16 protein-coding genes are annotated in these 21,552 nt (G+C 70.4%); 2 read left to right on the plus strand and 14 right to left on the minus strand.

Features of this window, described 5'->3' with window-relative positions:
- Positions 1-204: 204 nt before the first annotated feature.
- From ACFS27_RS05900 to ligA, 8 genes are all read right to left on the minus strand, one after another.
- Positions 205-2,961 (minus strand): PKD domain-containing protein, encoded by a 2,757-nt coding sequence (locus ACFS27_RS05900; protein ID WP_377180916.1) that lies wholly within the window; start codon positions 2,959-2,961, stop codon positions 205-207.
- Between the two features lie 186 nt (positions 2,962-3,147).
- On the minus strand, positions 3,148-4,173 hold the full coding sequence (locus tag ACFS27_RS05905) for a Gfo/Idh/MocA family protein (protein WP_377180918.1): 1,026 nt from the start codon (positions 4,171-4,173) through the stop codon (positions 3,148-3,150).
- A gap of 80 nt (positions 4,174-4,253) precedes the next feature.
- Positions 4,254-5,072: an ABC transporter ATP-binding protein gene (locus ACFS27_RS05910; protein ID WP_377180920.1), complete on the minus strand. Its 819-nt coding sequence runs from the start codon at positions 5,070-5,072 to the stop codon at positions 4,254-4,256.
- The gene (locus tag ACFS27_RS05915; protein ID WP_377183617.1) at positions 5,072-6,043 is read right to left on the minus strand and encodes an ABC transporter substrate-binding protein; all 972 of its coding nucleotides are present in this window, start codon (positions 6,041-6,043) and stop codon (positions 5,072-5,074) included. The genes ACFS27_RS05910 and ACFS27_RS05915 overlap by 1 nt, the downstream gene beginning before the upstream one ends.
- A 123-nt stretch (positions 6,044-6,166) precedes the next feature.
- Entirely contained in the window at positions 6,167-7,063 is an 897-nt protein-coding gene (locus tag ACFS27_RS05920) for an ABC transporter permease (RefSeq protein WP_377180922.1), read from the minus strand.
- A gap of 62 nt (positions 7,064-7,125) precedes the next feature.
- On the minus strand, positions 7,126-7,953 hold the full coding sequence (locus tag ACFS27_RS05925) for a sugar phosphate isomerase/epimerase family protein (protein ID WP_377180924.1): 828 nt from the start codon (positions 7,951-7,953) through the stop codon (positions 7,126-7,128).
- A 117-nt stretch (positions 7,954-8,070) separates the two neighbouring features.
- The gene (locus ACFS27_RS05930; protein ID WP_377180926.1) at positions 8,071-9,237 is read right to left on the minus strand and encodes a sugar phosphate isomerase/epimerase family protein; all 1,167 of its coding nucleotides are present in this window, start codon (positions 9,235-9,237) and stop codon (positions 8,071-8,073) included.
- Positions 9,238-9,392: 155 nt separating this feature from the next.
- Positions 9,393-11,804, minus strand: a complete 2,412-nt coding sequence (ligA, locus tag ACFS27_RS05935) for an NAD-dependent DNA ligase LigA (RefSeq protein WP_377180928.1) — start codon at positions 11,802-11,804, stop codon at positions 9,393-9,395.
- 157 nt (positions 11,805-11,961) lie between these two features.
- Between ligA and ACFS27_RS05940 the strand changes: the two genes are divergently transcribed.
- Positions 11,962-13,482 (plus strand): flavin-containing monooxygenase, encoded by a 1,521-nt coding sequence (locus ACFS27_RS05940; protein ID WP_377180930.1) that lies wholly within the window; start codon positions 11,962-11,964, stop codon positions 13,480-13,482.
- Positions 13,483-13,540: 58 nt separating this feature from the next.
- Here ACFS27_RS05940 and ACFS27_RS05945 read toward each other — a convergent pair whose 3' ends face one another.
- The 5 genes from ACFS27_RS05945 to ACFS27_RS05965 all read right to left on the minus strand — a co-directional run bounded on the left by ACFS27_RS05945 (position 13,541) and on the right by ACFS27_RS05965 (position 17,939).
- On the minus strand, positions 13,541-14,803 hold the full coding sequence (locus tag ACFS27_RS05945) for a cytochrome P450 (RefSeq protein ID WP_377180933.1): 1,263 nt from the start codon (positions 14,801-14,803) through the stop codon (positions 13,541-13,543).
- Positions 14,800-15,411, minus strand: a complete 612-nt coding sequence (locus ACFS27_RS05950) for a GTP-binding protein (RefSeq protein WP_377180935.1) — start codon at positions 15,409-15,411, stop codon at positions 14,800-14,802. The genes ACFS27_RS05945 and ACFS27_RS05950 overlap by 4 nt, the downstream gene beginning before the upstream one ends.
- The gene (locus ACFS27_RS05955; protein ID WP_377180937.1) at positions 15,392-15,745 is read right to left on the minus strand and encodes a DUF742 domain-containing protein; all 354 of its coding nucleotides are present in this window, start codon (positions 15,743-15,745) and stop codon (positions 15,392-15,394) included. The genes ACFS27_RS05950 and ACFS27_RS05955 overlap by 20 nt, the downstream gene beginning before the upstream one ends.
- 110 nt (positions 15,746-15,855) lie before the next feature.
- Positions 15,856-16,269 (minus strand): roadblock/LC7 domain-containing protein, encoded by a 414-nt coding sequence (locus ACFS27_RS05960; protein ID WP_253876930.1) that lies wholly within the window; start codon positions 16,267-16,269, stop codon positions 15,856-15,858.
- Positions 16,266-17,939 carry an ATP-binding protein gene (locus tag ACFS27_RS05965; RefSeq protein WP_377180939.1) on the minus strand — a complete coding sequence of 558 codons (1,674 nt, stop codon included), beginning with the start codon at positions 17,937-17,939 and terminating at the stop codon, positions 16,266-16,268. Before ACFS27_RS05965 ends, ACFS27_RS05960 begins: the two co-directional genes overlap by 4 nt.
- Before the next feature lie 323 nt (positions 17,940-18,262).
- Between ACFS27_RS05965 and ACFS27_RS05970 the strand changes: the two genes are divergently transcribed.
- Positions 18,263-20,437 (plus strand): prolyl oligopeptidase family serine peptidase, encoded by a 2,175-nt coding sequence (locus tag ACFS27_RS05970; protein ID WP_377180941.1) that lies wholly within the window; start codon positions 18,263-18,265, stop codon positions 20,435-20,437.
- A gap of 45 nt (positions 20,438-20,482) precedes the next feature.
- On the opposite strand, the gene ACFS27_RS05975 is transcribed toward ACFS27_RS05970, so the two are convergent.
- A complete protein-coding gene (locus ACFS27_RS05975; RefSeq protein WP_377180943.1) occupies positions 20,483-21,520 on the minus strand; it encodes a hypothetical protein in 1,038 nt (345 codons plus the stop codon).
- Positions 21,521-21,552 lie beyond the last annotated feature (32 nt).

The raw sequence follows: 21,552 nt of genomic DNA on the forward strand, positions 1-21,552 counted from the left end.
TCCTCGGTCCGCGTTGACCTTGCGGCTAGAACCTACGAGAGACTTCTGTCGAGAGTCAAGCAGAAGTTGTCAGGCGGTCATCGTTAATGGGTGAACTGTGCCCGGGGCCTGGGGCTCGTCGGCCGGCGCTCCGGCACATGGGTCGGCCGGCCCGGATGCGAGAGACGCATCCGGGCCGGCCGGATCTGGTGAGGTGCGGTCAGATCATCGTCCGGTGTCGGCGACCACGAGCTCGACCGTGGTCCAGTCCCTCGTCCCCTCGCTGTCCGTGGCGATCAGCCGGGCGGTGTAGCGACCGGGGGCCGAGTACACGTGCGTGGCCTCCTGGCCTTCCGACGTCGTGCCGTCACCCAGGTCCCAGAGGTAGGACGTGATCTCCCTGCCCTCCGGCGCGACGGCGGAGCCCGACAGCTCGACCGAGAGGCTGCCCGGTCCCCCGGTGCGGCTGGCCTCCGCCTGAACCACGGGAGCGGCGTCGTCGGCGACGCCCCGGCCGTGGAAGACGAGCCAGTCGAGCGCCAGCGCGCCGTCCGCGTCAGGCGTCGGCGCACTGCCGCCTGCCTGGCCCGTACCGGTGGACACGAGGTAGAGGGTGGTGGTCCCGCTCTGGCCCTCGATGTCGATGCTCGGCGAGACGACCTGCCCGTCGGCGGCCGCCGCGCCGACCTTCACCTGGCCGATCTTCGGCCCGGTCGGGCTGTCGACGCGCACCTCGAGGGTGGCACCGGCCGCGCCGGGCACCGCTCCGATGGTGAGCCCGGTGATGCCGGTCAGGTCGACCGGCTCGAACGCGATCCAGTCGCCGTGGTCGACGTCGCTGACCAGGCGACCGCCCCTGGCCGCCGAGTCGTCGACGACCGTCACGCCGGAGCTGTCGCTGAAGAACTCGGCCTCCTTGTCCCTGACCTGCAGCCTGATGCGCTCCTGGCCGGTGAGCTCTGGAACGCCTTCAGCACCCAGGTCCTGGTAGCCCGCTCCGAGCACCCCGTAGACGTTCTGCCCGACGCCGTGGTCGGCGGGGTCGAGGAAGACGGACCCGGAGCAGCCCGTGTAGTTGTCCAGCGGGTGCGCGTGCGTGTCGTGCCCGAGCTGGGTGTTGACGGTCACGCGGCTGCAGTCGATGGTTCCGGCGGCGGTGGAACCGTCCTCGGCGTCGACGACGTCGACCGAGTACGGGATGGTGTCACCGAGCTCGGCAAAGCCGCCGCCGGCCGGCGTGCCGAAGGAGACCTCCGGACGGGTGTTGCCCGCCGTGATCTTCTGGACCGAGACCCCGGTGAGACCGTCGCTGTCGGTGACGGTGAGCCGCGCGGAGTACTGCCCGCGCTCCGCATAGGTGTGCACGGGGCTGGCCTCGGTCGAGTCGACGACGCCGTCGTTCTCGAAGTCCCAGGCGTACGTGATGTCGAGCCCGTCCGGGCTGTTGCTGGCCTGGCCGTCGAAGCTCACGGTGAGCGGCGCCGAGCCGGACTCGACGTCGGGCGTGAACTGCGAGATCGGGCGCCGGCCGTCGGCGACGTAGTCGACGCGGTAGATGCCGGCGTCGGTGTTGGTGCTGCCTCGCCCGGCGCCCCGCCCGCTGCCGAAGTCCATGATGTACAGCGACCCGTCGGGCCCGAACTCTGCCTCGAACGGCGCGACGAAGGTCTCCTCGGCGAGGAAGGGGTCGATCGAGCGGAGGTCGCCCGTTGCCTCGTCGATCGACAGCACCTTGTAGAAGTTGCGCGCGTACTCGGACACGAACCAGTGGCCGTCGTAGGACTCGGGGAACTTCGTCTTGACGGGGTTCTCGGCGTCGTACCGGTAGACCGGGCCTGCCATCGGGGCGGCACCGCCCGTCCCGAGCTCCGGGAACTCCTCGGACTCGCCGTAGCCGTACCAGACCAGAGGCAGCTCGCTGGGCGGCAGCTCGCGAAGGCCCGTGTTGTTCGGGGACTCGTTGACCGGGTTGGCGCAGTCGAACGCCGCGCCGGACGCTCCGGTGGCGAAGTCGTAGTCGATGTACGCCTGGTTGTTCGCGTGGCAGTACGGCCAGCCATGGTTGCCCGGCTCGGTCATCCGGATGAACTCGACCATGCCCTCCGGTCCGCGCAGCGGGTTCGCCACCCGGGCGTCGGGCCCGTAGTCACCGACGAGGACCGCGCTGGTCTCGGGGTCGACGGTGATCCGGAACGGGTTCCGGAAGCCCATCCCGTAGATCTCCGGACGCGCGCCCTCCGTGCCCGGTGCGAACAGGTTGCCCTCGGGAACCGTGTACGTCCCGTCGTCCTCCGGGTGGATCCGCAGGACCTTGCCGCGCAGGTCGTTGGTGTTGGCGGAGGTGCCCTGCGCGTCCCACGCACGGCGACCGTCACGCTCGTCGATCGGCGTGTAGCCGGCCTGGTCGAACGGGTCGGCGTTGTCGCCGGTGGCCACGTGGAGGTTGCCGTCGGGACCCATCGCGAGCGAGCCGCCCATGTGGGAGTTCGCGCGACCCTCGCCCCGCCAGATCGTGTAGTCGAGGAGGCGCTCCTCCGACGCCGGGTCGATCGTGTTGTCCGGCCCCATGGTGAACCGGGAGAGGTTCATCTTGGCGACGTCCGGGTCGCTCCACAGCAGGTACAACCACCCGTTCTCGGCGAAGTCGTTGTCCAGCGTCAGGCCCAGCAGACCGTCCGACTGGGTCAGGAGGTCGAGGGAGTAGTCGAAGTCGAGGGCGGTGGTCTGGCGCAGCGTGTCCTGCTCGAGGACCTTCACCGCGCCGGTCCGCTCGATGTAGATGACCCGGCCGTCGTCGGCGACGTCCAGCTCGAACGGGTCGCTGAGGCCCTCCGTCACCAGGGGGATCTTCTCGAAGCTGGACGAGTCGGCGTGGTCGCCCTCTCCAGGGTGTGCTGCGGAGACCGAGGCGGTTGCCAGGGACCCGACGGCGACGGCCATCCCGATCACGGCCGCCACGGCTCTGTGGCGTGATGCAGACATCATGAACACTCCTTCGTGTAGTGAAATGTCTTGCTGTCTTCTTCGACTCGCCGGACCTGCGGCGGGTACGTCTCTGTTCGCGCGGTAGCTCGCCGGACGGCGTCCGGTCCCTGCCGCGGCGTTTCCTGGCAGCACGGGACACCGGCAGGAGCCGGGTCGCGGTACGTCGGGCGGGCAGGCTGGGGATCAGGTCAGATCGCCCGGTCGCACCACCTCTCCGGTCGACGCCGCCGCGTAGATCGCGCACAGGAGCCGGACGGTCTGGACGGCGTCGTCGACGTCCACCGGGACGGGCGACGAGCCCTCCAGAGCGGAGAGGACCCTGTCCCACTGGGCACGGTGGCCGTCGTGCCCGATGGCGAGCGGGTCCGCGGCCCCGGTCGCGGCGGTCCCGGACGGCGGCGCCGGGATCCCCGGAACCGTCCAGCGGCGCACCTCCCCCTGACCGAGCTCCACCGTGCCGCGCGCCCCGTGCACGGAGAGGGTCGCTGGATGCCCTGGCGGCGTCGCGGTCGTGGTGGTGATGACGCCGAGCGCCCCGGACGAGAAGCGCAGGGTGGCGACCGTGGTGTCCTCGGCCTCCATCGCGTGCGCCAGCGTGCCGTACTGCGCGGTCACGGACTCGACCGGACCACAGAGCCAGCGGAGCAGGTCGACGTTGTGGACGCCCTGGTTCACCAGGGACCCGCCGCCCTGCTCGACGGTGGTGCGCCAGCTCGCGGCGGCGTAGTAGTCGTCGTCGCGGAACCAGTGGACGTGCGTCGTCGCCAGCCGGACCTCGCCGAGGGCACCGGCGTCGAGAGCGCCCTTGAGCAGCTCGTGCTCCGGCTCGAACCGCCGCTGGGAGATGGTCGAGACCATCAGCCCACGCTCCTTCGCGACGCGGGAGATCTGCACGGCGTGCTCGACCGTCAGGGCCAGCGGCTTCTCGACGACGACGTGCCGGCCCGCCTCCAGCGCCGCGAGCACCAGCTCCGCGTGCGTGCCGCTGGGTGAGCAGATCGCCACTACGTCGACGTCCGGGTGGTTCATCACCTGCTCCGGTGCGAGGTGGGCCGCCGGCCAGCCCGCGAGCGCCTCCCGGGTCGCGGTGCGCGAGCTGCTGTACGCCACGAGCGCGGCACGCTCGCCCAGGTCTCGGAGTGCCCGCGCGTGCATGGCGCCGATGTTGCCCATGCCGATGATGCCGACACCGAGGCTGCTCGTGCTCATGGATCCTCCTGGTAGGGCTTGGGTCCGCAGGGTGACGAGATGCGCCGACCGGTCCGGGTGGTTCCCGGTGGTCCGTCCGTCTACTCGGGTGTGTGCGTGGCCCCGAGCAGGCCCCGGATCCGTTCTGCAGCACGGGTGAAGCGGGGGTCCCGCAGGGTGGTGCCGTAGTCGCGCTCGTCCGGCAGGCCGGGTTCCAGGGTCTCCACGATCCGGCCGGGTCGCGCGCTCATGACCACGATCCGGCTGCCCAGGTACACCGCCTCGGGAACCGAGTGGGTGACCAGGACGACCGTCGTCCCGGTCTCGCGCCAGATCCGGTTCATCTCGACGTTCATCTGCTCACGGGTCAGTGCGTCCAGGGCTCCGAACGGTTCGTCCATGAGCAGCACCCGTGGTTCGTGCAGGAGCGCCCTGCACAGCGCGACCCGTTGCTGCATGCCACCGGACAGCTCGTGCGGGAGCGCCTTCTCGAACCCGGTCAGCCCGGTGAGCTCGATGAGGTGGTCCGCGCGCTGCTGCGCCAGCCGCCGGTCCATGCCCCGCATCTCGGCCTGGAGGAGGATGTTCTTGCGCACTCCTCGCCACTCGAGCAGTGCCGACCGCTGGAACGCGAACCCGATGTCACGCTGTGGCCGGGTGACCGGCGCACCGTACAGGTGCACCTTTCCCTCGAAGCCGGGCGTGAGGCCGGCGATGAGCTTGAGCAGCGTCGACTTGCCGCAGCCGGAGGGGCCCGCGATGGTGACGAACTCGCCGGCGCGGACCGTCAGCGAGACGTCGTCGAGGGCGACGGTCTCCGACCGCTTCGACCTGAACCGCATCGTGAGGTTCGCGACCTCGATGATGGGTTCCGTCGCCACGGACGGGGGCGTCGCTCCGTCCAGGACGGTGGCTGCCATCAGAGGTCCTCCCCGAACTGTGCGTCCCAGTACTCCGTGGGCGTGACGTCACCCTCGAAGTCCGTGTTCTCGGAGAGGAACGTCAGGGTGTCGGTCCACTGCTCCTCGGTGTTGGTGCCGGGGACCGGCGCCTCCTCCAGGTTGAGCAGCTCGACCGTGGCGGCGAGCTGAGCGGCCAGGACGCTCTCCTCCGGGGCCTGCTCCGCACTGTCCGCCATCGCCTTGACCGCGGCGTCCTGGTTGTCGGCCGCCTCGAGGAACGAGCGCGACGTGGCGCGCACCATGGCCTCGACGAGCTCCGGGTCCTCCTGGATCGTGGCCTCGTTCGCCACGAGGCCGGTGCCGAGCAGGTTCATCCCGAAGTCGGCGAACGGCAGGGCGTCGACCTCCTCGCCGGACTGGTTCTCGATGGTCGGTGCCTGGTCGTGGTGGAAGCCCTGGATGGCGTCGACCTTGCCCTCGATCAGGGCGGCGATCTTGCCCGCCGCGTCGACGTTGACCACGGTCACGTCGGCCGGGTCCACCCCGTTGAGCTCGAGCCAGGCCGGGAACGTGCCGTACATGGCGTCACCTGGTGTACCGCCGACCGTCTTGCCGACGAGGTCTGCGGGCTCGGTGATGCCCTGGTCGGCGAAGAACTCCACCGAGCTGGGCCCGGTCTGGAGGAAGACACCCACGCTCCGTACCGGCATCCCGGAGCTGATCCCGTTCGCCAGCGGCGGCGTGTCCGACCAGCCGAAGTCGGTGTTGCGCTGTGCCACCTGCTGGACGGTGTTCCCGGACCCGTTGCCCGGCTGGATCGTCAGGTCGATCCCCTCTTCCTCGAAGAAGCCCTGCTCGACCCCGTAGTAGAGGGGGGCATGCTCGCCGTAGGGCACCCAGTTCAGGGTGACGGTCACCGCGGCGTTCCCCTCCGCGGCGCTGTCGGGCGTCGCACCTGCCGAGCAACCCGCCACGGCCAGGCTGACCACTGCCAAAGAGACTCCAAGCTTTGCAGCACGCATTTGAACGGCCTTTCTGTCGGGCCGCCGCGACGGGCGGCCGTGAGCTACAGGCATGTGACACGAGAGGACAGCTGAGGTTCGGACAGCGGCTCAGGACGACGCGAGCACCACGTTGCCGCGGCGTGAGGCGTGCCAGGGGATGAGGAGGTGCTCCGCCAGCTCGACGAGCACGAAGAGGACGACGCCGATGAGGGACATGAGGATGAGGTCGGCGAACAGCAGCGGCGCGTCCAGGTTTCCGCTCGCCAGAAGCAGCACGAACCCGAGGCCGCGGTCGGCGCCGACGAACTCACCGACGACCGCACCCACGACGGCGAGCGTCACTGCGACCTTGAGGCCGGACATGAGCTGCGGGAGCGCGCCGGGGAACCGGATCTTGAGGAACGTCCGCCACCGCGAGGCGCCCATCGTCGCCGACATCTCCAGGAGCTCCGGGTCGACGGACCGCAGGCCGGCCACCGCCGAGACCACGACGGGGAAGAACGCGATGAGCACGGCGAGGACGATCTTGGGCGTCAGCCCGAACCCGAACCAGACCACCAGGATCGGCGCGATCGCGATCTTCGGGATGACCTGCGCGAAGAGGATCAGCGGGTACAACGACTTCTCCGCGGTCTTCGAGTAGACCAGGAGCACCGCCGTCGCTACGCCGATCACCGCAGCGATCACGAAGCCGAGGATCGTCTCGATCGTGGTCACCCAGGTGTGCTCGAGCAGCATGGCCCAGTCGCTGACCATGGTCTCCGCCACCGCTCCGGGCGACGGGACCAGGTAGGCGGGGACGAGCTCTCGCCACGCGACGAACCACCACGCCGCGAACAGCAGGCCGAGCACCACGAGGGGGCGCCAGGACGCGTCGGCCAGGCGGGCGGCCTGGGTCCAGATCGACGTCCTCCGGCGCCCGGGCGCCCGGGGGTCCCCGGCGCCGGACCTCGCGGTCGGTGGCGCGGCCGACGAGTCCGGCCGCAGATCCTGAGTGGTGCTCATCGGGCTGTCCTCCGTGCTGGTCGTTCGGGGTTTCGATGATGCGGTCGGCGGCTCGGCTGCGGTCATGTGTACGGCACTCCCTCGGTCCGGAGCATCGTGGTGAAGGCTTCCCAGGCATCCGTGAACAGCTCCGGCCCGGAGAAGCCGCCGAAGGTGTGGGCGTCGCTGAGGTGCGGCTCCAACGAGAAGAACCCGTCGAACCCGTCGGCCCGGAGCGCTCGGACCGTGTCACGTATCTCGCCGTCGCCGTGCCCGGCGGGCACGAGCTTCCCCGAACCGTGCTTCACGTCCTTGATCTGCACGTACTCGATGTGCGACCGCAGCAGCCGGTAGCCGTCGGTGTACGGGCGTACGCCGACCTGCACGAAGTTGGCCGGGTCCCACGCCAGGGTCAGGTGGGGTGACCCGACGGACTCGACCACGTCGAGGCACCGCTCGGGGGTGTCCCCGTAGCTCCCCTGCTCGTTCTCGTGGAGCAGCACGACGCCGGCGTCGGTCGCCAGCTTGGTCAGTGCGGACATGCGCCGCAGCACCTCGTCCCTGCACGAGTCCGGATCGGTACCGGGGCGGACGAAGAACGAGAAGATCCTCACGTAGGGCGCCCGGAAGTACTCGGCCATGTACGCGGCCTGGTGCATCCGTTCGAGGTGCGCGTCGAAGTCCTCGTCCACGAAGATCTTCCCGATCGGGGATCCGATGCTCGAGACCTCGAGCCCGTACTGCCGGAGCAGGCTCTTCACGCGCTGACGCTGCGCGTCGTCCAGATCGAGCACGTTGGTGTCCCATGCGCTCCGCAGCTCGATGAACTTCAGCTCGAGCGCGGCCGCCACCCTGCACTGTGTCTCGAAGTCGGGCGATATCTCGTCAGCAAATCCTGAGAGCGTCCACACCTTGGTTTCTCCCTCGTTGGCGCATGTCGACACTGACACCCGGCCCTTCCGGGGCCGGCCGACCTTCCCTGTGCTGGCCATGGCTGCCGGCCCGCACGAGCGGACCGGCAGCGTGGATCAGTAGCGCAGCTCGGCGAGGTTGCCGATGCTCGTGCACGCGGACGTGATGCCGTCCGGGCTCGGCCGGTCGTGCTCCGTGAAGCCGTACCGGACCCCGGCGAGCGAGGCACTGGCGAAGATCTCGGCGAAGTCGATGGTGCCCTCGCCCACGTCGGCGAAGGACCCGTCGGCCGCGAGGTCCTTGAGGTGGAGCAGCTCGAACCTGCCGGGGTAGGTGTTGAACAGCTCGATCGCGTCGACCCCTGCGCTGGCCGCCCAGTACACGTCCAGCTCCATGGTGACGAGCTCCGGGTCGGTCTCCCGGACCAGGACGTCGTAACCGCTGACGCCGTTCTCGACGGTCTCGAACTCGTACCCGTGGTTGTGGTACGCCACGGTGATCCCGTTCGCCTTGAGCGTCGCGCCCACCTCGTTCAGGATCGCCGCGGTCCGCGAGTAGTCCGCGAGGGTCCAGCTGCCGGAACCCGAGATGCGCACGTACTCGGCGCCGATCGCCTGCGCCTCGGCGATGACGCCGTCGATGTTGTTCTCCAGGTCCGACTGGCTGACGCCGAGGGACGGCACGGCCAGTCCTGCGGCGTCCGTCAGCGGCGCGAGCTCCGCGGAGGTGTACCCGTAGAAGTTGCCGACGCGTCCGGACGGCTCGATGTTCTGGAAGCCGCACTCGGCGAGAGCCGCGAGGGTCCCCTCGGCATCCGTCGGCATCGTGGCCCGGACCGTGAAGCCCACCAGGCCGATCTTGCTCAGGTCCACCGAGCGGGTACCTGTCACGGGGTTGGGTGCGCCCACCTCCGAGACGGCGGCGGCTCGCGAGATGCTGGAGCGTTCGGCGTCCGTGAGGATCCCGGCTCGCTCCAGGTCGCTCACGACTCGGACGACGGTGCTCGTGAACTGGCCGTGCGACGAGAAGGGCGCGTCAGCCATGATCTCGTCCATGACGGTGCATCCGTTGCCGGTGTCATAGTTCGGCACCCCGGTGGCGGCTTCGCCGGCACCGAAGAACACCGACTGGCCGGCCGAGTAGCCGTAGGCGCACGCGTCGGCTGCTGGAGCAGCGGCGGCACCTGACGCGACCAGGGGTAGCGAGAGAACACCGCTGACCGCCGCGACGAGCCACTTCTTGGTGCGGTGCGAGGTCCGCCCGGGGGTTGAAATACGGTCCATCAGCCTGCCTCTCCGTTGAGGTTGCCTGTCCGTTACGCACGAAGGACACCGATGTGGTCTTCATGTCGTGCCAGACGTTATGTCCCCAACAGGGCGGCCACAATGAGTTGCCATTTGTTGCCCTGGACCTTGCCCTGGACCCTGCCCCGGACCGGTCACAAGGCCGCGGGGCCGCCCTCCAGCAGCGCCTTGAACCCGTCCTCGTCGAGGGTGGGGATCTCGAGCGCCTCCGCCTTGGCTGCCTTGGTGCCTGCGTTCTCCCCCAGCACGACGTAGTCGGTCTTCTTCGAGACGGATCCGGAGGCCTTGCCGCCCGCCGCGATGATCGCCTCCTTGGCGCCGTCGCGCGTGAAGTCCTCGAGCGAGCCGGTCACCACGACGGTCAGACCCGCGAGAGGGCCGCTGGGCTCGGTATCGGCCTCCGCCATCGCGGCAGGGCCGGGGTGTCCGGGCGTGGCGAGCTCCACTCCCGCGGCACGCCACGCCGCGAGGATGTCCTGGTGCCAGCCCACCGCCAGCCAGGCCTTGATCTCGGCGGCGATCACCGGCCCCACCCCGTCGACCGCCGCGAGCTCCTCCTCGGACGCCGCCTCGATGGCGTCGACGGAGCCGAACCAGCCCGCGAGCGCCCGTGCCGCCACGGGACCGACGTGCCGGATGTTCAGGGAGACGAGCTTGCGCCACAGCTCCTTCGTCTTGGCGCGCTCCAGCTCCTCGAGGAGCTTCGTAGCGTTCGCCGACGGCGTCCACTCCGACAGGCTCTCGCCCGACTGCTCCGCGGCGACGCGCTGCGCCTTGCTGTACGACAGCTTGCGCCGGAACGGGGCACGGCGGCGCACCACGCCGTCGTCGTCCATCTTGGGCAGGCCGGTCTCCGCGTCGCGGACCACCGCCTCGATCGGCAGCAGCTGGTCGAGCGTGAGCGAGAAGAGCTGGGCCTCGGTGCCCAGCGGCGGCGTGTCGGGCACGTCGGGCTGGGTGAGTGCCGCAGCGGTGACCTCGCCGAGCGCCTCGATGTCGAGGCCGCCGCGCGAGCCGATGTGCTCGACCCGTCCGCGGACCTGCGCGGGGCAGGACTCCGCGTTCGGGCAGCGCAGGTCGACGTCGGCCTCCTTCATGGGGCGCAGGGGCGTGCCGCACTCCGGGCACTCGGCCGGCATGACGAAGTCCTCGCGCGGGTAGCCGTCGTCGGCGAGGGCGGCCACCGGCCCGAGGATCTCGGGGATGACGTCGCCCGCCTTGCGCAGCACCACGACGTCGCCGATGCGCACCCCCTTGGCCCGCACCACGTCCTGGTTGTGCAGGGTCGCCTGCCGCACGGTGGATCCGGCGACCTTCACCGGCTCCATCACGGCGTACGGGGTGGCCCTGCCGGTACGGCCCACACCGATCTGGATGGCCAGCAGCCGCGTGTTGACCTCCTCCGGCGGGTACTTGAACGCGATGGCCCAGCGCGGCGCACGGCTGGTCGACCCCAGCCGGCGCTGGCGGGCCAGGGCGTCGACCTTGAGGACGATGCCGTCGAGCTCGTGCTCGATGTCGTGCCGGTGCTCGCGGAAGTACTCGATCATCTCCAGCGCGCCGTCCAGGCCGTCGACGACCCGGTTGTGCGGCGAGACGGGGATGCCCCACTGCTCGAACAGGGTGTACGCGTCGGACTGCCGCTCCAGCTCCTCGTGCTTCCCCGCCTGCCACTGCAGGGCCCCCACGCCGTGCGCGTACATGCGCAGGCCCTCCACGCGGGCGAGGCCCGCCTCCAGCTCGAGACCGTCCTTGTTCTCCAGCAGCTGCCGCAGGCCGCCCGCCGCGGCGTTACGTGGGTTGGCGAACTGCGGGAACCGGCGGAGCCCTGCGATGCGCGCTCGCTCCTCGTCGAACTGCTTGCCGCCCGTGTGCCGCCCCGAGCGTTCCCGTGCTTCCTCGACGGCCCGTTCGCGGAGCTGGGCCTGCAGCTCGTTGAGCCGCGTGAAGGTGGCGACGGGGATGAACACCTCGCCACGCACCTCGACCACGTCGGGGTGGCCCTCGCCTGTGAGCTTCTGGGGGATCTCGGCGATACGGAGCACGTTCCGGGTCACGTCCTCGCCGACGCGTCCGTCGCCGCGCGTGACGCCCCGCACCAGGCGTCCCCTCTCGTACACGAGGGAGATCGCCAGGCCGTCGATCTTCACCTCGCACAGCAGACCAGGGCGGTCGGTGCCGAGGTCACGGTTGACCTTGTCGGCCCAGACCGCGAGCTCGTCGGTGCTGAAGGCGTTGTCGAGCGACAGCATGGGCTCGATGTGCTCGACCGTGACGAACCCAGCCGCTGCGGCGCCGCCGACGCTCTGCGTGGGCGACTCCGGCGTCACCAGCGCGGGGTGCGCCGCCTCGAGCGCCTGCAGCTCGCGCATCCGCGCGTCGTACTCGGCGTCCGACGAGACGGGCGCGTCGGCCTCGAAGTAGGCCCGCCGGTCCTCCTCGATCCGGGCCACGAGCTCGGCCCACCGACGCTGTGCGGTGGCTTCGTCGCTCGGGGTTCCTGCGGGTTCCGGGATGCCTGTCGTCTCGCTCACAGACACAATCATGGACTGAACCACTGACATCCGAGCGGCCAGGCACTGGAGCCGGTTGCGAAAGGTCAGCCGACCTGGGCATACACCCCGATCCGCCCCTATCGCACACCGCCGACGTCCCGCTACCATTCGAGAAAAATGCCAGGAATCTACTGAGAGCAGGGGCCCCTTGAAGATCGCCGTCGTCGGTGCCGGTTTCGCAGGACTGGCCACCGCGAAGATTCTCCGCGAGTTCGAGCACGACGTCACCGTCTTCGAGAAGGCGCCGGACGTCGGCGGTGTATGGAGCGCCACGCGCCGGTACACCGGCCTGCGAACGCAGAACAACAAGGACTCGTACGCCTTCTCCGACCTGCCGATGCCCCGGGACTACCCCGAGTGGCCGACCGGTGAGCAGGTCCAGGCCTATCTCGAGCGCTACGTCGCGAAGTTCGAGCTGCGCCCGCACCTGCGGCTCGCCACAGAGGTCGTGCGCGCCGAGCCGACCGACGCGGAGGACGGCTGGATGATCACGGCCCGCCGCATCGGTGCCCCGGTCTCCGCGCCCGAGAAGTTCGATCACCTCGTGGTCGCCAACGGGATCTTCTCCGACCCGGTCTTCCCGCAGTACGAGGGCTACGCCGACCTCGTCCGCGCCGGCGGCAAGCTCGTCGCCTCCAGCCAGCTCAACACGCTGGACGACACCCGCGGCAAGCACGTCGTCGTGGTCGGGTACGGCAAGTCGGCATGCGACGTCGCCGCCGAGATCGGCCCCGTGGCGGAGTCCACCACCGTGGTGGCCCGACGCCTCCTGTGGAAGATGCCGAAGCGCATCGCCAGCACGCTGAACATGAAGTACCTGCTGCTGTCCCGCCTTGGCGAGGCGCTGTTCCGCTACCAGGAGCTGGACAACGGGATGGAGCGGTTCCTGCACGGCCCGGGGAACAAGGTGCGCGCCGGCATGCTCTCGAGCATCGGGTCGGTCGCGACCTGGCAGTTCAAGCTCAAGAAGCTCGGGCTGGTCCCCAACGGCGAGTTCGCCGACATCGCCAACAGCACCGTGTCGCTCTCGACGGACGGGTTCTACGAGCAGGTCGCCGCCGGAGCGATCAAGGTGCACCGCGACACCGAGATCGAGCGGTTCGAGACCGAGGGCGGCCGCCCGGTGGCTGTCCTCAGCGACGGCGCCCGGATCCCGGCCGACCTGGTGGTCTGCGGCACCGGGTTCCACCAGCGCGTGCCGTTCCTCGACGACACCGTGTCCGCACGCCTGCTGGACGACAACGGCAACTACCAGCTCTACCGCCAGATCCTGCCCGAGGGTGTGCCGAACCTGACCTTCGCCGGCTACAACTCGTCGCTGTTCTCCCCGCTGTCCGCCGAGGCGGGCGCCATCTGGATCGCCGCGTACCTGGCAGGCACCATCGACCTGCCCTCGGTCGAGGAGCGGCGCAGGCAGGTGGCCGAGCGGGTGGCGTGGATGCAGCAGCGCACGGGCGGCAAGCACGCGAGGGGCACCAACGTCATCCCGTTCTCGATGCACCAGATCGACGAGACGCTCGACGAGGCCGGCGTGAACATCGGCTCGGGCGTCCGGACGATGCAGTGGCTCCTGCCGATCGAGCCGTCCGTCTACAAGAACGTGGTGCCGCGGCTCAAGGAGCGGATCGCTCAGCAGGCGCCCAAGGACCGCGTCGGCAGCGAGTCCTGACGCACCGCCGGTCGAGCGTGTCGGGGTACCGACAGGCTCGGCCGGCGGCGGAGCAGGGTCAGCGCTCGGTCCGTGGACCGCCCTCCGTGGGCGGAGAGGTGAACCGGACCGGGAGGCTGCGCGGGTAGCGCGACCACGGCGAGACCGACATCGTGAGCACGTCGGCGGGCACCGTCAGCTCCATGTCGAGGATCCTGCGCAGCAGGGTGTCCACGGCGATGCGGCCGATGAGCGGACCGATGCGGTGGGCAGGGCAGGCGTGCGCACCGGCACCCCACGTGAGGTGGAACCGGCTGCCCAGCTCCTCCCATGGGTCGTCCGTGCGGATGGCGCGGTCGGCGTTCGCGGCGGCGACAGCGGGCACGAGGGCGTCACCGTAGGCGATCCGGCGCCCGCCCAGCTCGCAGTCCTGCCGGGCGAACCGGGGCAGCACGTGCGGCGCGGGCGGGTGCCGCCGCGACACCTCGTCCAGCGCGTCGTCCAGGTCGAGGCGGCCGCGCCGGACCCGCGCGGCGAACGCCGGGTCGGTCAGGATCATGTGCAGCGTGCTGGCGATCCACGCGATCTCGGCGTCGTGCCCCAGGCTGAACATCACGCCGATCGACGCCATCACCTCGACGTCGTTCTCGTGGTTCGGATGGTTCACCAGCGTGGTGGTCAGGTCCTCGCCGGGCTCGGCACGGTGCGTCGCCACGAGCACGGCCAGCAGCGACTCCTGCTCGGCGGCGGCCGCGCGGGCCTTCTCCTTGCCCGCGTACACGGCCTCGGTGAGCTCGTGCATCTTGTTCCCGTCGGACAGGCTCATGCCGAACATCTCGGTCATGACCATGACGGGGACGGACACCGCGTACTCGCTCACGAGGTCTGCCTCACCACGCGGCATCAGGCGGTCGATGATCGCCTCGCACGTCACCGCGACGGTGCGGGCAAGTCGCTTCTCGTCGACGCCGCTCAGCGCGTCGTCGAGCGGGGCACGCAGCCGGCGCTGCTGCATCCCGTCGAGGAAGTACGCGTTCTCGCGGGGTGCCAGGGCGGCGAACACCCCGGAGTCCGCGGGGAGGGAACGCTCCTGCACGTACCGCCAGTTGCGGGAGTTGCGGGAGAACAGCAGCTCGTTGCGCATGACGCTGCTCGCCTCGTCGTACCCGAGCACGAGCCACGCAGGCACGCCCGGCTCCAGGTCCATCGGCGCGACCGGGCCCCACTCGTCGCGGAGCTGCTCGTACAGCTTGTGCGGGTCCCGGGCCGTCGTGATGTCCGACAGCTGCATCCGGTCCGAGATGTCTTCCAGCCGGAGATGCAGTCTGTTGGCCAACGTCACGCGTTGACCTTCTGGAACACCGGGAAGGTCATGGCGTGCTCGACCAGGGTGATGAGGGTGAGCACGGCGGACTGCCGGTCCCTGGCGTCGCACTCCACGATGGGGGTCTCCGGCAGCAGGTCCAGTGCCGCGCGCACGCGCTCCAGCGGGTAGTCCGGCGAGTCCGGGAACTGGTTGACGACCACGGCGAACGGGATCTTGGTCCGCAGCTCCAGCTGGTCCAGGACCTCGAAGCTGTCCTCGAGGTGCCGGGTGTCGATCATGACCAGCGCGCCGACGGCGCCGTCGGCCAGGCCTGCCCACAGGTCCCAGAAACGGCGCTGGCCCGGGGTGCCGAACAGGTACAGGGCGATGTCCTCGGTCACGGTGATGCGACCGAAGTCCATCGCGACCGTCGTGGTCTCCTTGTTCGGCTGCCCCGGGTCGATGCCGACGCTCGCCGTGGTGATGCGTTCCTCGGTGCGCAGCGGATCGATCTCGCTGACCGCACCGATCAGCGTCGTCTTGCCCACCCCGAAGGCACCGACGACGAGCACCTTGACCGACCGTGCCACGGTCGGCGCCAGATGCCGCTCGGGCGCAGTGCGGTCAGAGCTTGCGGAGTCCATCGAGAATCTTCTCCAGGATGTCCTTGCCGGGCAGGACGTGCGCTTGATGGTTGGAACGAATCGTCAGGTTCCCCGAGTCGACCAGGTCCGAGACCATGACCGCCACGAGGCTGACCGGTAGCTGCAGGTACGCCGCGACCTCTGCGAGCGCGAGCGTGCCTTGGCACAGCTGCACCAGCTCGCGCTCCAGCCGGCCCGCCGTCGAGAGCACGGGACGGCTCTCGACGGCACGGACAAGAGTCTCTGGTCGCAGCGTGTTGCGCGACGGGTGCGCCCGCCCCGAGGTGAGCACGTATGAGCGCACCGGGTGGTCGCGGTACTCCTCGGTGTCCATCCCCTCGCCCCCTGTCGGTCGGTCAGGTATCGGTCGAGCTGGTGGTGCCTGAACAATCGAGCCCCGCAGGGCCCGAGCACTGCTTTCCTTCGACGGCGCCTGGTGCGGGATCAGCTGGTGATCCGCTCCGTGCCCAGGGTGCGCTCTCCGATCATGAGGACCTGGGCCTGCATCTGCTGGGCAATCAGCGCCGGGTCGATCACCGGGTCGGTGACGACCGCGAGACGGGAACCGTCACCGGCCCCCCGGACAAAGAGGAACCCTCCGTCGAATTCCACCACAATCTGGCGAATCGTGTCGCTGTTTCCGAACTCTCTGCTCATTCCGATCCCCAGTGCCGCAAGTCCGGCACACGCCGCGGCCACCTTGTCGGCCGTGTCGAGCGGGGTCTGGTCCGTCCGAACCTTCATCAGGCCGTCCGAGGTGAGCACCACAACATGCTTGACCCCCCGTACACCACTGATGAGCTCGAGCATCCAGCTGTTGCCGTCGGTGCTTGTCATGCCGTCGGCCTGCGTAGTCATCGGTCCTCCGAAGTTCCGCCGGCTCCAGCCGGCGGCTCGCTGCTGTCAGATGAGTCCCCGAACCGCGCCTCGCTCGAACTGAAGAAGGCACCCATCCACTCACCGGCCTCTTCGGCCGATTGCACGGGACCGGGAGCTTCGGTACGGGGCTCCGCGGTCTTGGTCCGGTCGTCGGGCGCCTCCGCCTCTCCACGGCGTGATCGCCGCTGCGGAAGTGCGGACGGCTCGGGGAACTCGTCGTCCTCGGGGCGGGCCCGCCCAGGACGCAGGGGCAGCTCGCCCGGGGCCTTCACGTGGGCACCGGCCACTGGCGTCTCCTCCTCGTCGTCGACCACGGCGCCTGGCGCGCTCAGCGGCTCGACAGGGACCACGGTCGCAGGGTCGGGCGCAGCGGGGGCCGGCCACTCGTCGTCGTCCGCAGGCTTGGCTGTGGGCAGCTCTGGTGCGAGCTGCTGCTCGACGACGGCGGTGGCGCTACGTCGGGACCCGAGAGCCGAGGCCCCGGTGGACGGGTTGCCTGCGCTCGGCAGGGTCGCGGCCGGCGTGAGCATCCCCGTCGGCACCACTGCCTCGGTGAGCTCCGCCGGGATCATGACGATGGCGCGGAGGCCGCCGTACACCGACTCGGTGACGTCCACGCGGAAGCCGTGGCGGCGGGCGTAGGTACCGACGACGGCAAGGCCGGTCTGCGGGATCTCACCGAGCTCGGTGATGCTGATCTCGCGCTTGCCCGAGGCGATGTCACGCGCCTGCTCGAGCTGCTTGAGGTCGAGACCCACACCGCAGTCGTCGATCTCGACGACCGCGCCGCGCTGCACCTGCCGCAGCGAGACCAGCACCTGCGTGGTGGGCGGCGAGGACTGCGTGGCGTTGGAGAGCAGCTCGGCCACGAGGTGGATGAGCGGCTCGACGATGCGCGCAGAGACGGCGACGCCGGGGTCACCCGACACCTCGACCCGGTGGAACGCGGTGATGCGGCTGGCGGCACCCTTGACGACGTCGGGCAGCGGGAGCGGCTCGCTCCACTGCTGACCAGGCCACTCGCCGCACAGTGCCGCGAGGCTCTGTGCCTGGCGGGCCTGCTGGGCCGCGGCGTGGTCCACGCGCATGGACGTCTGGAGGATGTCCGGGTCGGTGGGGTGGCGCTGCACCATCCGCGCCGCCTCCTCCTGGATACGGTGCGCGGCGGCCTGGACCTTGCGGCTCAGGGCGACCACGGCGACCTGGACGGCGTCCCGGCGGGCGACCCGCTCCTCCTGGACCCTGGCAAGCATGGCTGCTGCCTCGTCCAGCCGGGCCTGGGCGCCCGCGTCACCGGGAAGGTGGGGCAACGGCGGGGCGGGCTCGCTGTCGAGGAACGCGGGCAGCTGCTCCTTCGCCAGGGCGTCGAGCGCCATGGAAGCCGCCTCGGCGCGCTCCTCGGCCCGACGGTGCGCGAGAACGAGGTCCTCGTGCGCTGCGAGATCGTCCCGTGAGGACCGTGCGGCGATCAGCGCGGCCGCCACGGCGAGCCCGATGGCAGCGATGCCGACGAGCCATGCGGGCCACGTGGACGAGGCCCCGGTGGCGGTGAACAGGACGGGCGCTACGAGTACATAGGCAAGCACGCCGGCGACGCATACCCAGGGCGCAACCTGGCGCAGCCTGCTCGGCGGAGGAGAAGAAGACATCGAGCTCACCGAGCCGATCCCCCTAATAGTTGTCTCGTCAGAGTTTGGGAAGGCCGGACACGGCGAATTACCGCGACCTGCTCCACGAACTCGGCTGGAGGGGGCGAACAACCCCCTGGAGTGCAGTTTCTACCACAGCGCGTCCCACGCGTGGAAGGGCACGACCGTGGTGCGAGGAGCGAAAATATGTGCCACTGAGGAATGTGGCAGCACCATGGCCCAATAACCCCACATTACGGCAAAAAACGGGCGCGTATCGCTCAGGCTACGGCAAGTTGTCCACCGGCGGCGGATGCTGCGACCGGCCGCGTAGGGTGCTCACCATGAGCGTCGAGCACACCCAGACCGCCCCCCGATCCGCTCTCCCGGTCACCCCCCTCGACCCAGCGGGCACCGACCCGTTCGCCTGGCTCGAGGACGTCGACGGCGACACCGCCCTTGGCTGGGTCCGCGAGCGCAACGCGCACAGCGCGGAGGCGCTCGGCGGCACCGACTTCGCCGCGACGGAGCTGGCGGTGCGCGAGGTCCTCGACTCGGACGACAAGATCCCGCACGTCTCGAAGGTCGGGAGCCACTACTACAACTTCTGGCAGGACGCCGAGCACCAGCGTGGCCTGTGGCGCCGCGCCACGCTCGAGTCGTACCGGACCGACGACCCCGAGTGGGAGACGGTCCTCGACCTCGACGCGCTCGCGGCGCAGGAGGGGGAGAGCTGGGTCTGGCACGGCGCGAGCGTCCTGCGCCCGACGCCGGAGCAGCTCGCGGCCGGCGAGCCCCGCAGGCACGCGCTGGTCGACCTGTCGCCCGGCGGCTCCGACTCCGACGTCACCCGCGAGTTCGACCTGGTCACCAAGCAGTTCGTGCCCGAGAGCGACGGCGGGTTCGTCCGCGCGCAGGCCAAGGGCGGGATGTCCTGGGTCGACTCGGAGACCGTCTACGTGTACACGGACTTCGGCGCCGGCACCATGACGCCGTCGGGCTACCCACGGCAGGTGAAGCGGTGGCGCCGCGGCACGCCGCTGGCCGAGGCGGCCCTCGTCTACGAGGGCACGGAGCAGGACATGTCCATCAGCGCCTCGCGCTCCCACACCCCGGGCTTCGAGCGCGACCTGGTGCACCGCGCCCTGCGGTTCTACGCCAACGAGACCTACCTCGCCACGGGCGTGGGCACAGCCGACCAGACCCTGACGAAGATCGACGTGCCCGACTCGGCGAACGTCGGCCTGCACCGCGAGTGGATGCTGGTGCGTCTGCGCGACGACTGGGTGCTCGGCGACACCACCTACCGCGCCGGCTCGCTCCTTGCCACGGGCTTCGACGACTTCATGGCCGGGTCGCGCGACCTGACGGTCCTCTTCGAGCCGACGCCGACGACGTCGCTCGCCGGGATCACCTGGACGCGGAACCACCTGGTGCTCAACGTGCTCGACGACGTGAAGAACCTGCTGCACGTGCTGACCCCGCCGTCATCGCCGTCATCGCCGTCGGCGGCCGGGACCGCCGGCTGGGTGCGCTCCGAGCTGCCCGTCGGGGGCGAGCTGCTCACCGTCGGCGTCGGCGCGGTGGACGTCATCGACTCCGACGACGTCTGGGTGGTCACCACCGGTTACCTGACCCCCTCGACGCTGGGGCTCACCACCGTCGGCGCGCCGCGGCCGTCGGCCCCAGAGGTGCTGAAGTCGGCGCCCTCCTACTTCGAGGCGGCAGGGCTCGCGGTCCGCCAGCGGTTCACCGAGTCGGACGACGGGACGCGCGTGCCGTACTTCGTCGTCGGCCGGGCGGACCGCGTCGAGGGCGAGGCGGGGCCCGCACCCACGCTGCTGTGGGGCTACGGCGGTTTCGAGCACGCGATCCTGCCGGGGTACTCGGGCACGGTCGGGCGCGCGTGGCTGGAGCGCGGCGGGGTGTACGCCGTGGCGAACATCCGCGGCGGCGGCGAGTACGGACCGGCGTGGCACCAGGCCGCGCTGAAGCAGCACCGCCACCGGGCGTACGAGGACTTCGCCGCCGTCGCGCGCGACCTCGTCGCCAGCGGCGTCACCGTCCCCGCGCAGCTCGGGATGGAGGGCCGCTCGAACGGCGGTCTGCTCGCCGGCAACATGCTCACGCGTTACCCGGAGCTCTTCGGGGCGATCATCGTGGGCGTCCCGCTGCTGGACATGAAGCGGTACTCGCACCTGCTCGCGGGCGCGTCCTGGATGGCGGAGTACGGCGACCCGGACAGCGACGAGTGGGAGTTCCTCCAGACGTTCTCGCCGTACCACCTGTTCGACGCCGCGCGCGACTACCCGCCGGTGCTGTTCACGACGTCGACAAAGGACGACCGCGTGCACCCTGGCCATGCCCGCAAGATGGCGGCGCTCATGCTGGCCGCGGACAAGGACGTGACCTACTACGAGAACATCGAGGGCGGCCACGGCGGGGCGGCGAACAACGCACAGGCCGCGTACATGGCGGCCACCCACTGGACGTTCCTCTGGAACCGCCTGAGCAGCTGACTCGCGGGCTGCTCTCACCTCCTGCGCTCACCCCGTTCGAGACCGTCACGCCTCCGCGCGTTCCGCCAGGGTCTCGGCGATGCGGCCGAGGTTGGCCAGCTCCGCACGGTGAGCGTCGGACGAGCCGAGCGACGAGCGAGGTGCCGCCAGCAGCGTCACGTCCGCGAGCCGTGCGGCGGGCAGGCCGATCCGCCGCCACGGGACCGCAACGAGGTCGGCGAGCCGGCCGAGCGCAGGTCCTGCACACTGCGAGACCTGCGCCGGCGGCAGCCCTGCCCAGAGCCCGGTGCCACGCTCGACGGCCCGGGCCAACAGCTCCCAGGCCCGCTCGTTCCAGCCGTCCGGCCCGACGGCGGCCAGGTCGAGGCCCAGCGCGTCGGCACCGGCGAGCACGACGGGCGGCACGCCGACCCAGGTGCCACCGAGGTGCACGACGGACCGCGCACCGGCGTCCCGCACGGCCGCCAGCACCGGCTCGAGCCCTTCGACGATCTCTGGTCCGGCCACCGCCCGCAGCCGCGAGAACCCGGAGAACGTCGGCAGGACGCCCGCGTGCACCTGACCGAGCAGGGGCTCGGCGAGCTGCACCGTGACCTCGGCGCCTGGCACCTGGGCCACGAGGTCCGACACCAGCGTGCGCAGGCTCTCGGCGAGCGCGAGGCCCAGGTCGGCCCGGGCTCCGGTGTCGGCAAGGACTCGGTCCCCGCGCGCGGACCAGAGCTGGGCCGCCAGCGTCCACGGCCCCAGCAGCTCGACGGTGAGCGGACCCGTGTGGCCGTGCGCCGCGACGGCGAGGGCGCCGAGGTCCTCGCGCCAGAACGCCTCGGCACGCCGCGCGTCGAGGCCGGGACGTTCGGTGAGCTTCCAGCCGTGCGGGCCCAGCTCGACGGGCATCTCGGTGAGGCGCACCGCCGTCCGTCCCAGGACGTCGGCGCCCGGCCCGCGCTGCGTCAGCTGGGTCAGGAACGGCACCGCGTCGACACCGGTCGGCAGCTCGGCGAGCTCGCCGAGCGCCGTCTGCTGTGCCTCGAGCACGTCGCGCTCGCCCCCGGGCCACGGCCCGTGTCCGCTCACAGCAGTCATCAGCTCTCCTTGTTCAGCTATGTGTCGAGCAG

It is taken from the genome of Promicromonospora vindobonensis (assembly GCF_042685865.1).
Lineage (GTDB): Bacteria > Actinomycetota > Actinomycetes > Actinomycetales > Cellulomonadaceae > Promicromonospora > Promicromonospora vindobonensis.

Coding starts and splice junctions, on each gene's coding strand:
- ACFS27_RS05920 (WP_377180922.1), bottom strand. CDS start 7,063: ATGAGCACCACTCAGGATCTGCGGCCGGACTCGTCGGCCGCGCCACCG.
- ACFS27_RS05975 (WP_377180943.1), bottom strand. CDS start 21,520: ATGACTGCTGTGAGCGGACACGGGCCGTGGCCCGGGGGCGAGCGCGAC.
- ACFS27_RS05910 (WP_377180920.1), bottom strand. CDS start 5,072: ATGGCAGCCACCGTCCTGGACGGAGCGACGCCCCCGTCCGTGGCGACG.
- ACFS27_RS05930 (WP_377180926.1), bottom strand. CDS start 9,237: ATGGACCGTATTTCAACCCCCGGGCGGACCTCGCACCGCACCAAGAAG.
- ACFS27_RS05900 (WP_377180916.1), bottom strand. CDS start 2,961: ATGTCTGCATCACGCCACAGAGCCGTGGCGGCCGTGATCGGGATGGCC.
- ACFS27_RS05965 (WP_377180939.1), bottom strand. CDS start 17,939: ATGTCTTCTTCTCCTCCGCCGAGCAGGCTGCGCCAGGTTGCGCCCTGG.
- ACFS27_RS05905 (WP_377180918.1), bottom strand. CDS start 4,173: ATGAGCACGAGCAGCCTCGGTGTCGGCATCATCGGCATGGGCAACATC.
- ACFS27_RS05950 (WP_377180935.1), bottom strand. CDS start 15,411: ATGGACTCCGCAAGCTCTGACCGCACTGCGCCCGAGCGGCATCTGGCG.
- ligA (WP_377180928.1), bottom strand. CDS start 11,804: ATGATTGTGTCTGTGAGCGAGACGACAGGCATCCCGGAACCCGCAGGA.
- ACFS27_RS05955 (WP_377180937.1), bottom strand. CDS start 15,745: ATGGACACCGAGGAGTACCGCGACCACCCGGTGCGCTCATACGTGCTC.
- ACFS27_RS05960 (WP_253876930.1), bottom strand. CDS start 16,269: ATGACTACGCAGGCCGACGGCATGACAAGCACCGACGGCAACAGCTGG.
- ACFS27_RS05970 (WP_377180941.1), top strand. CDS start 18,263: ATGAGCGTCGAGCACACCCAGACCGCCCCCCGATCCGCTCTCCCGGTC.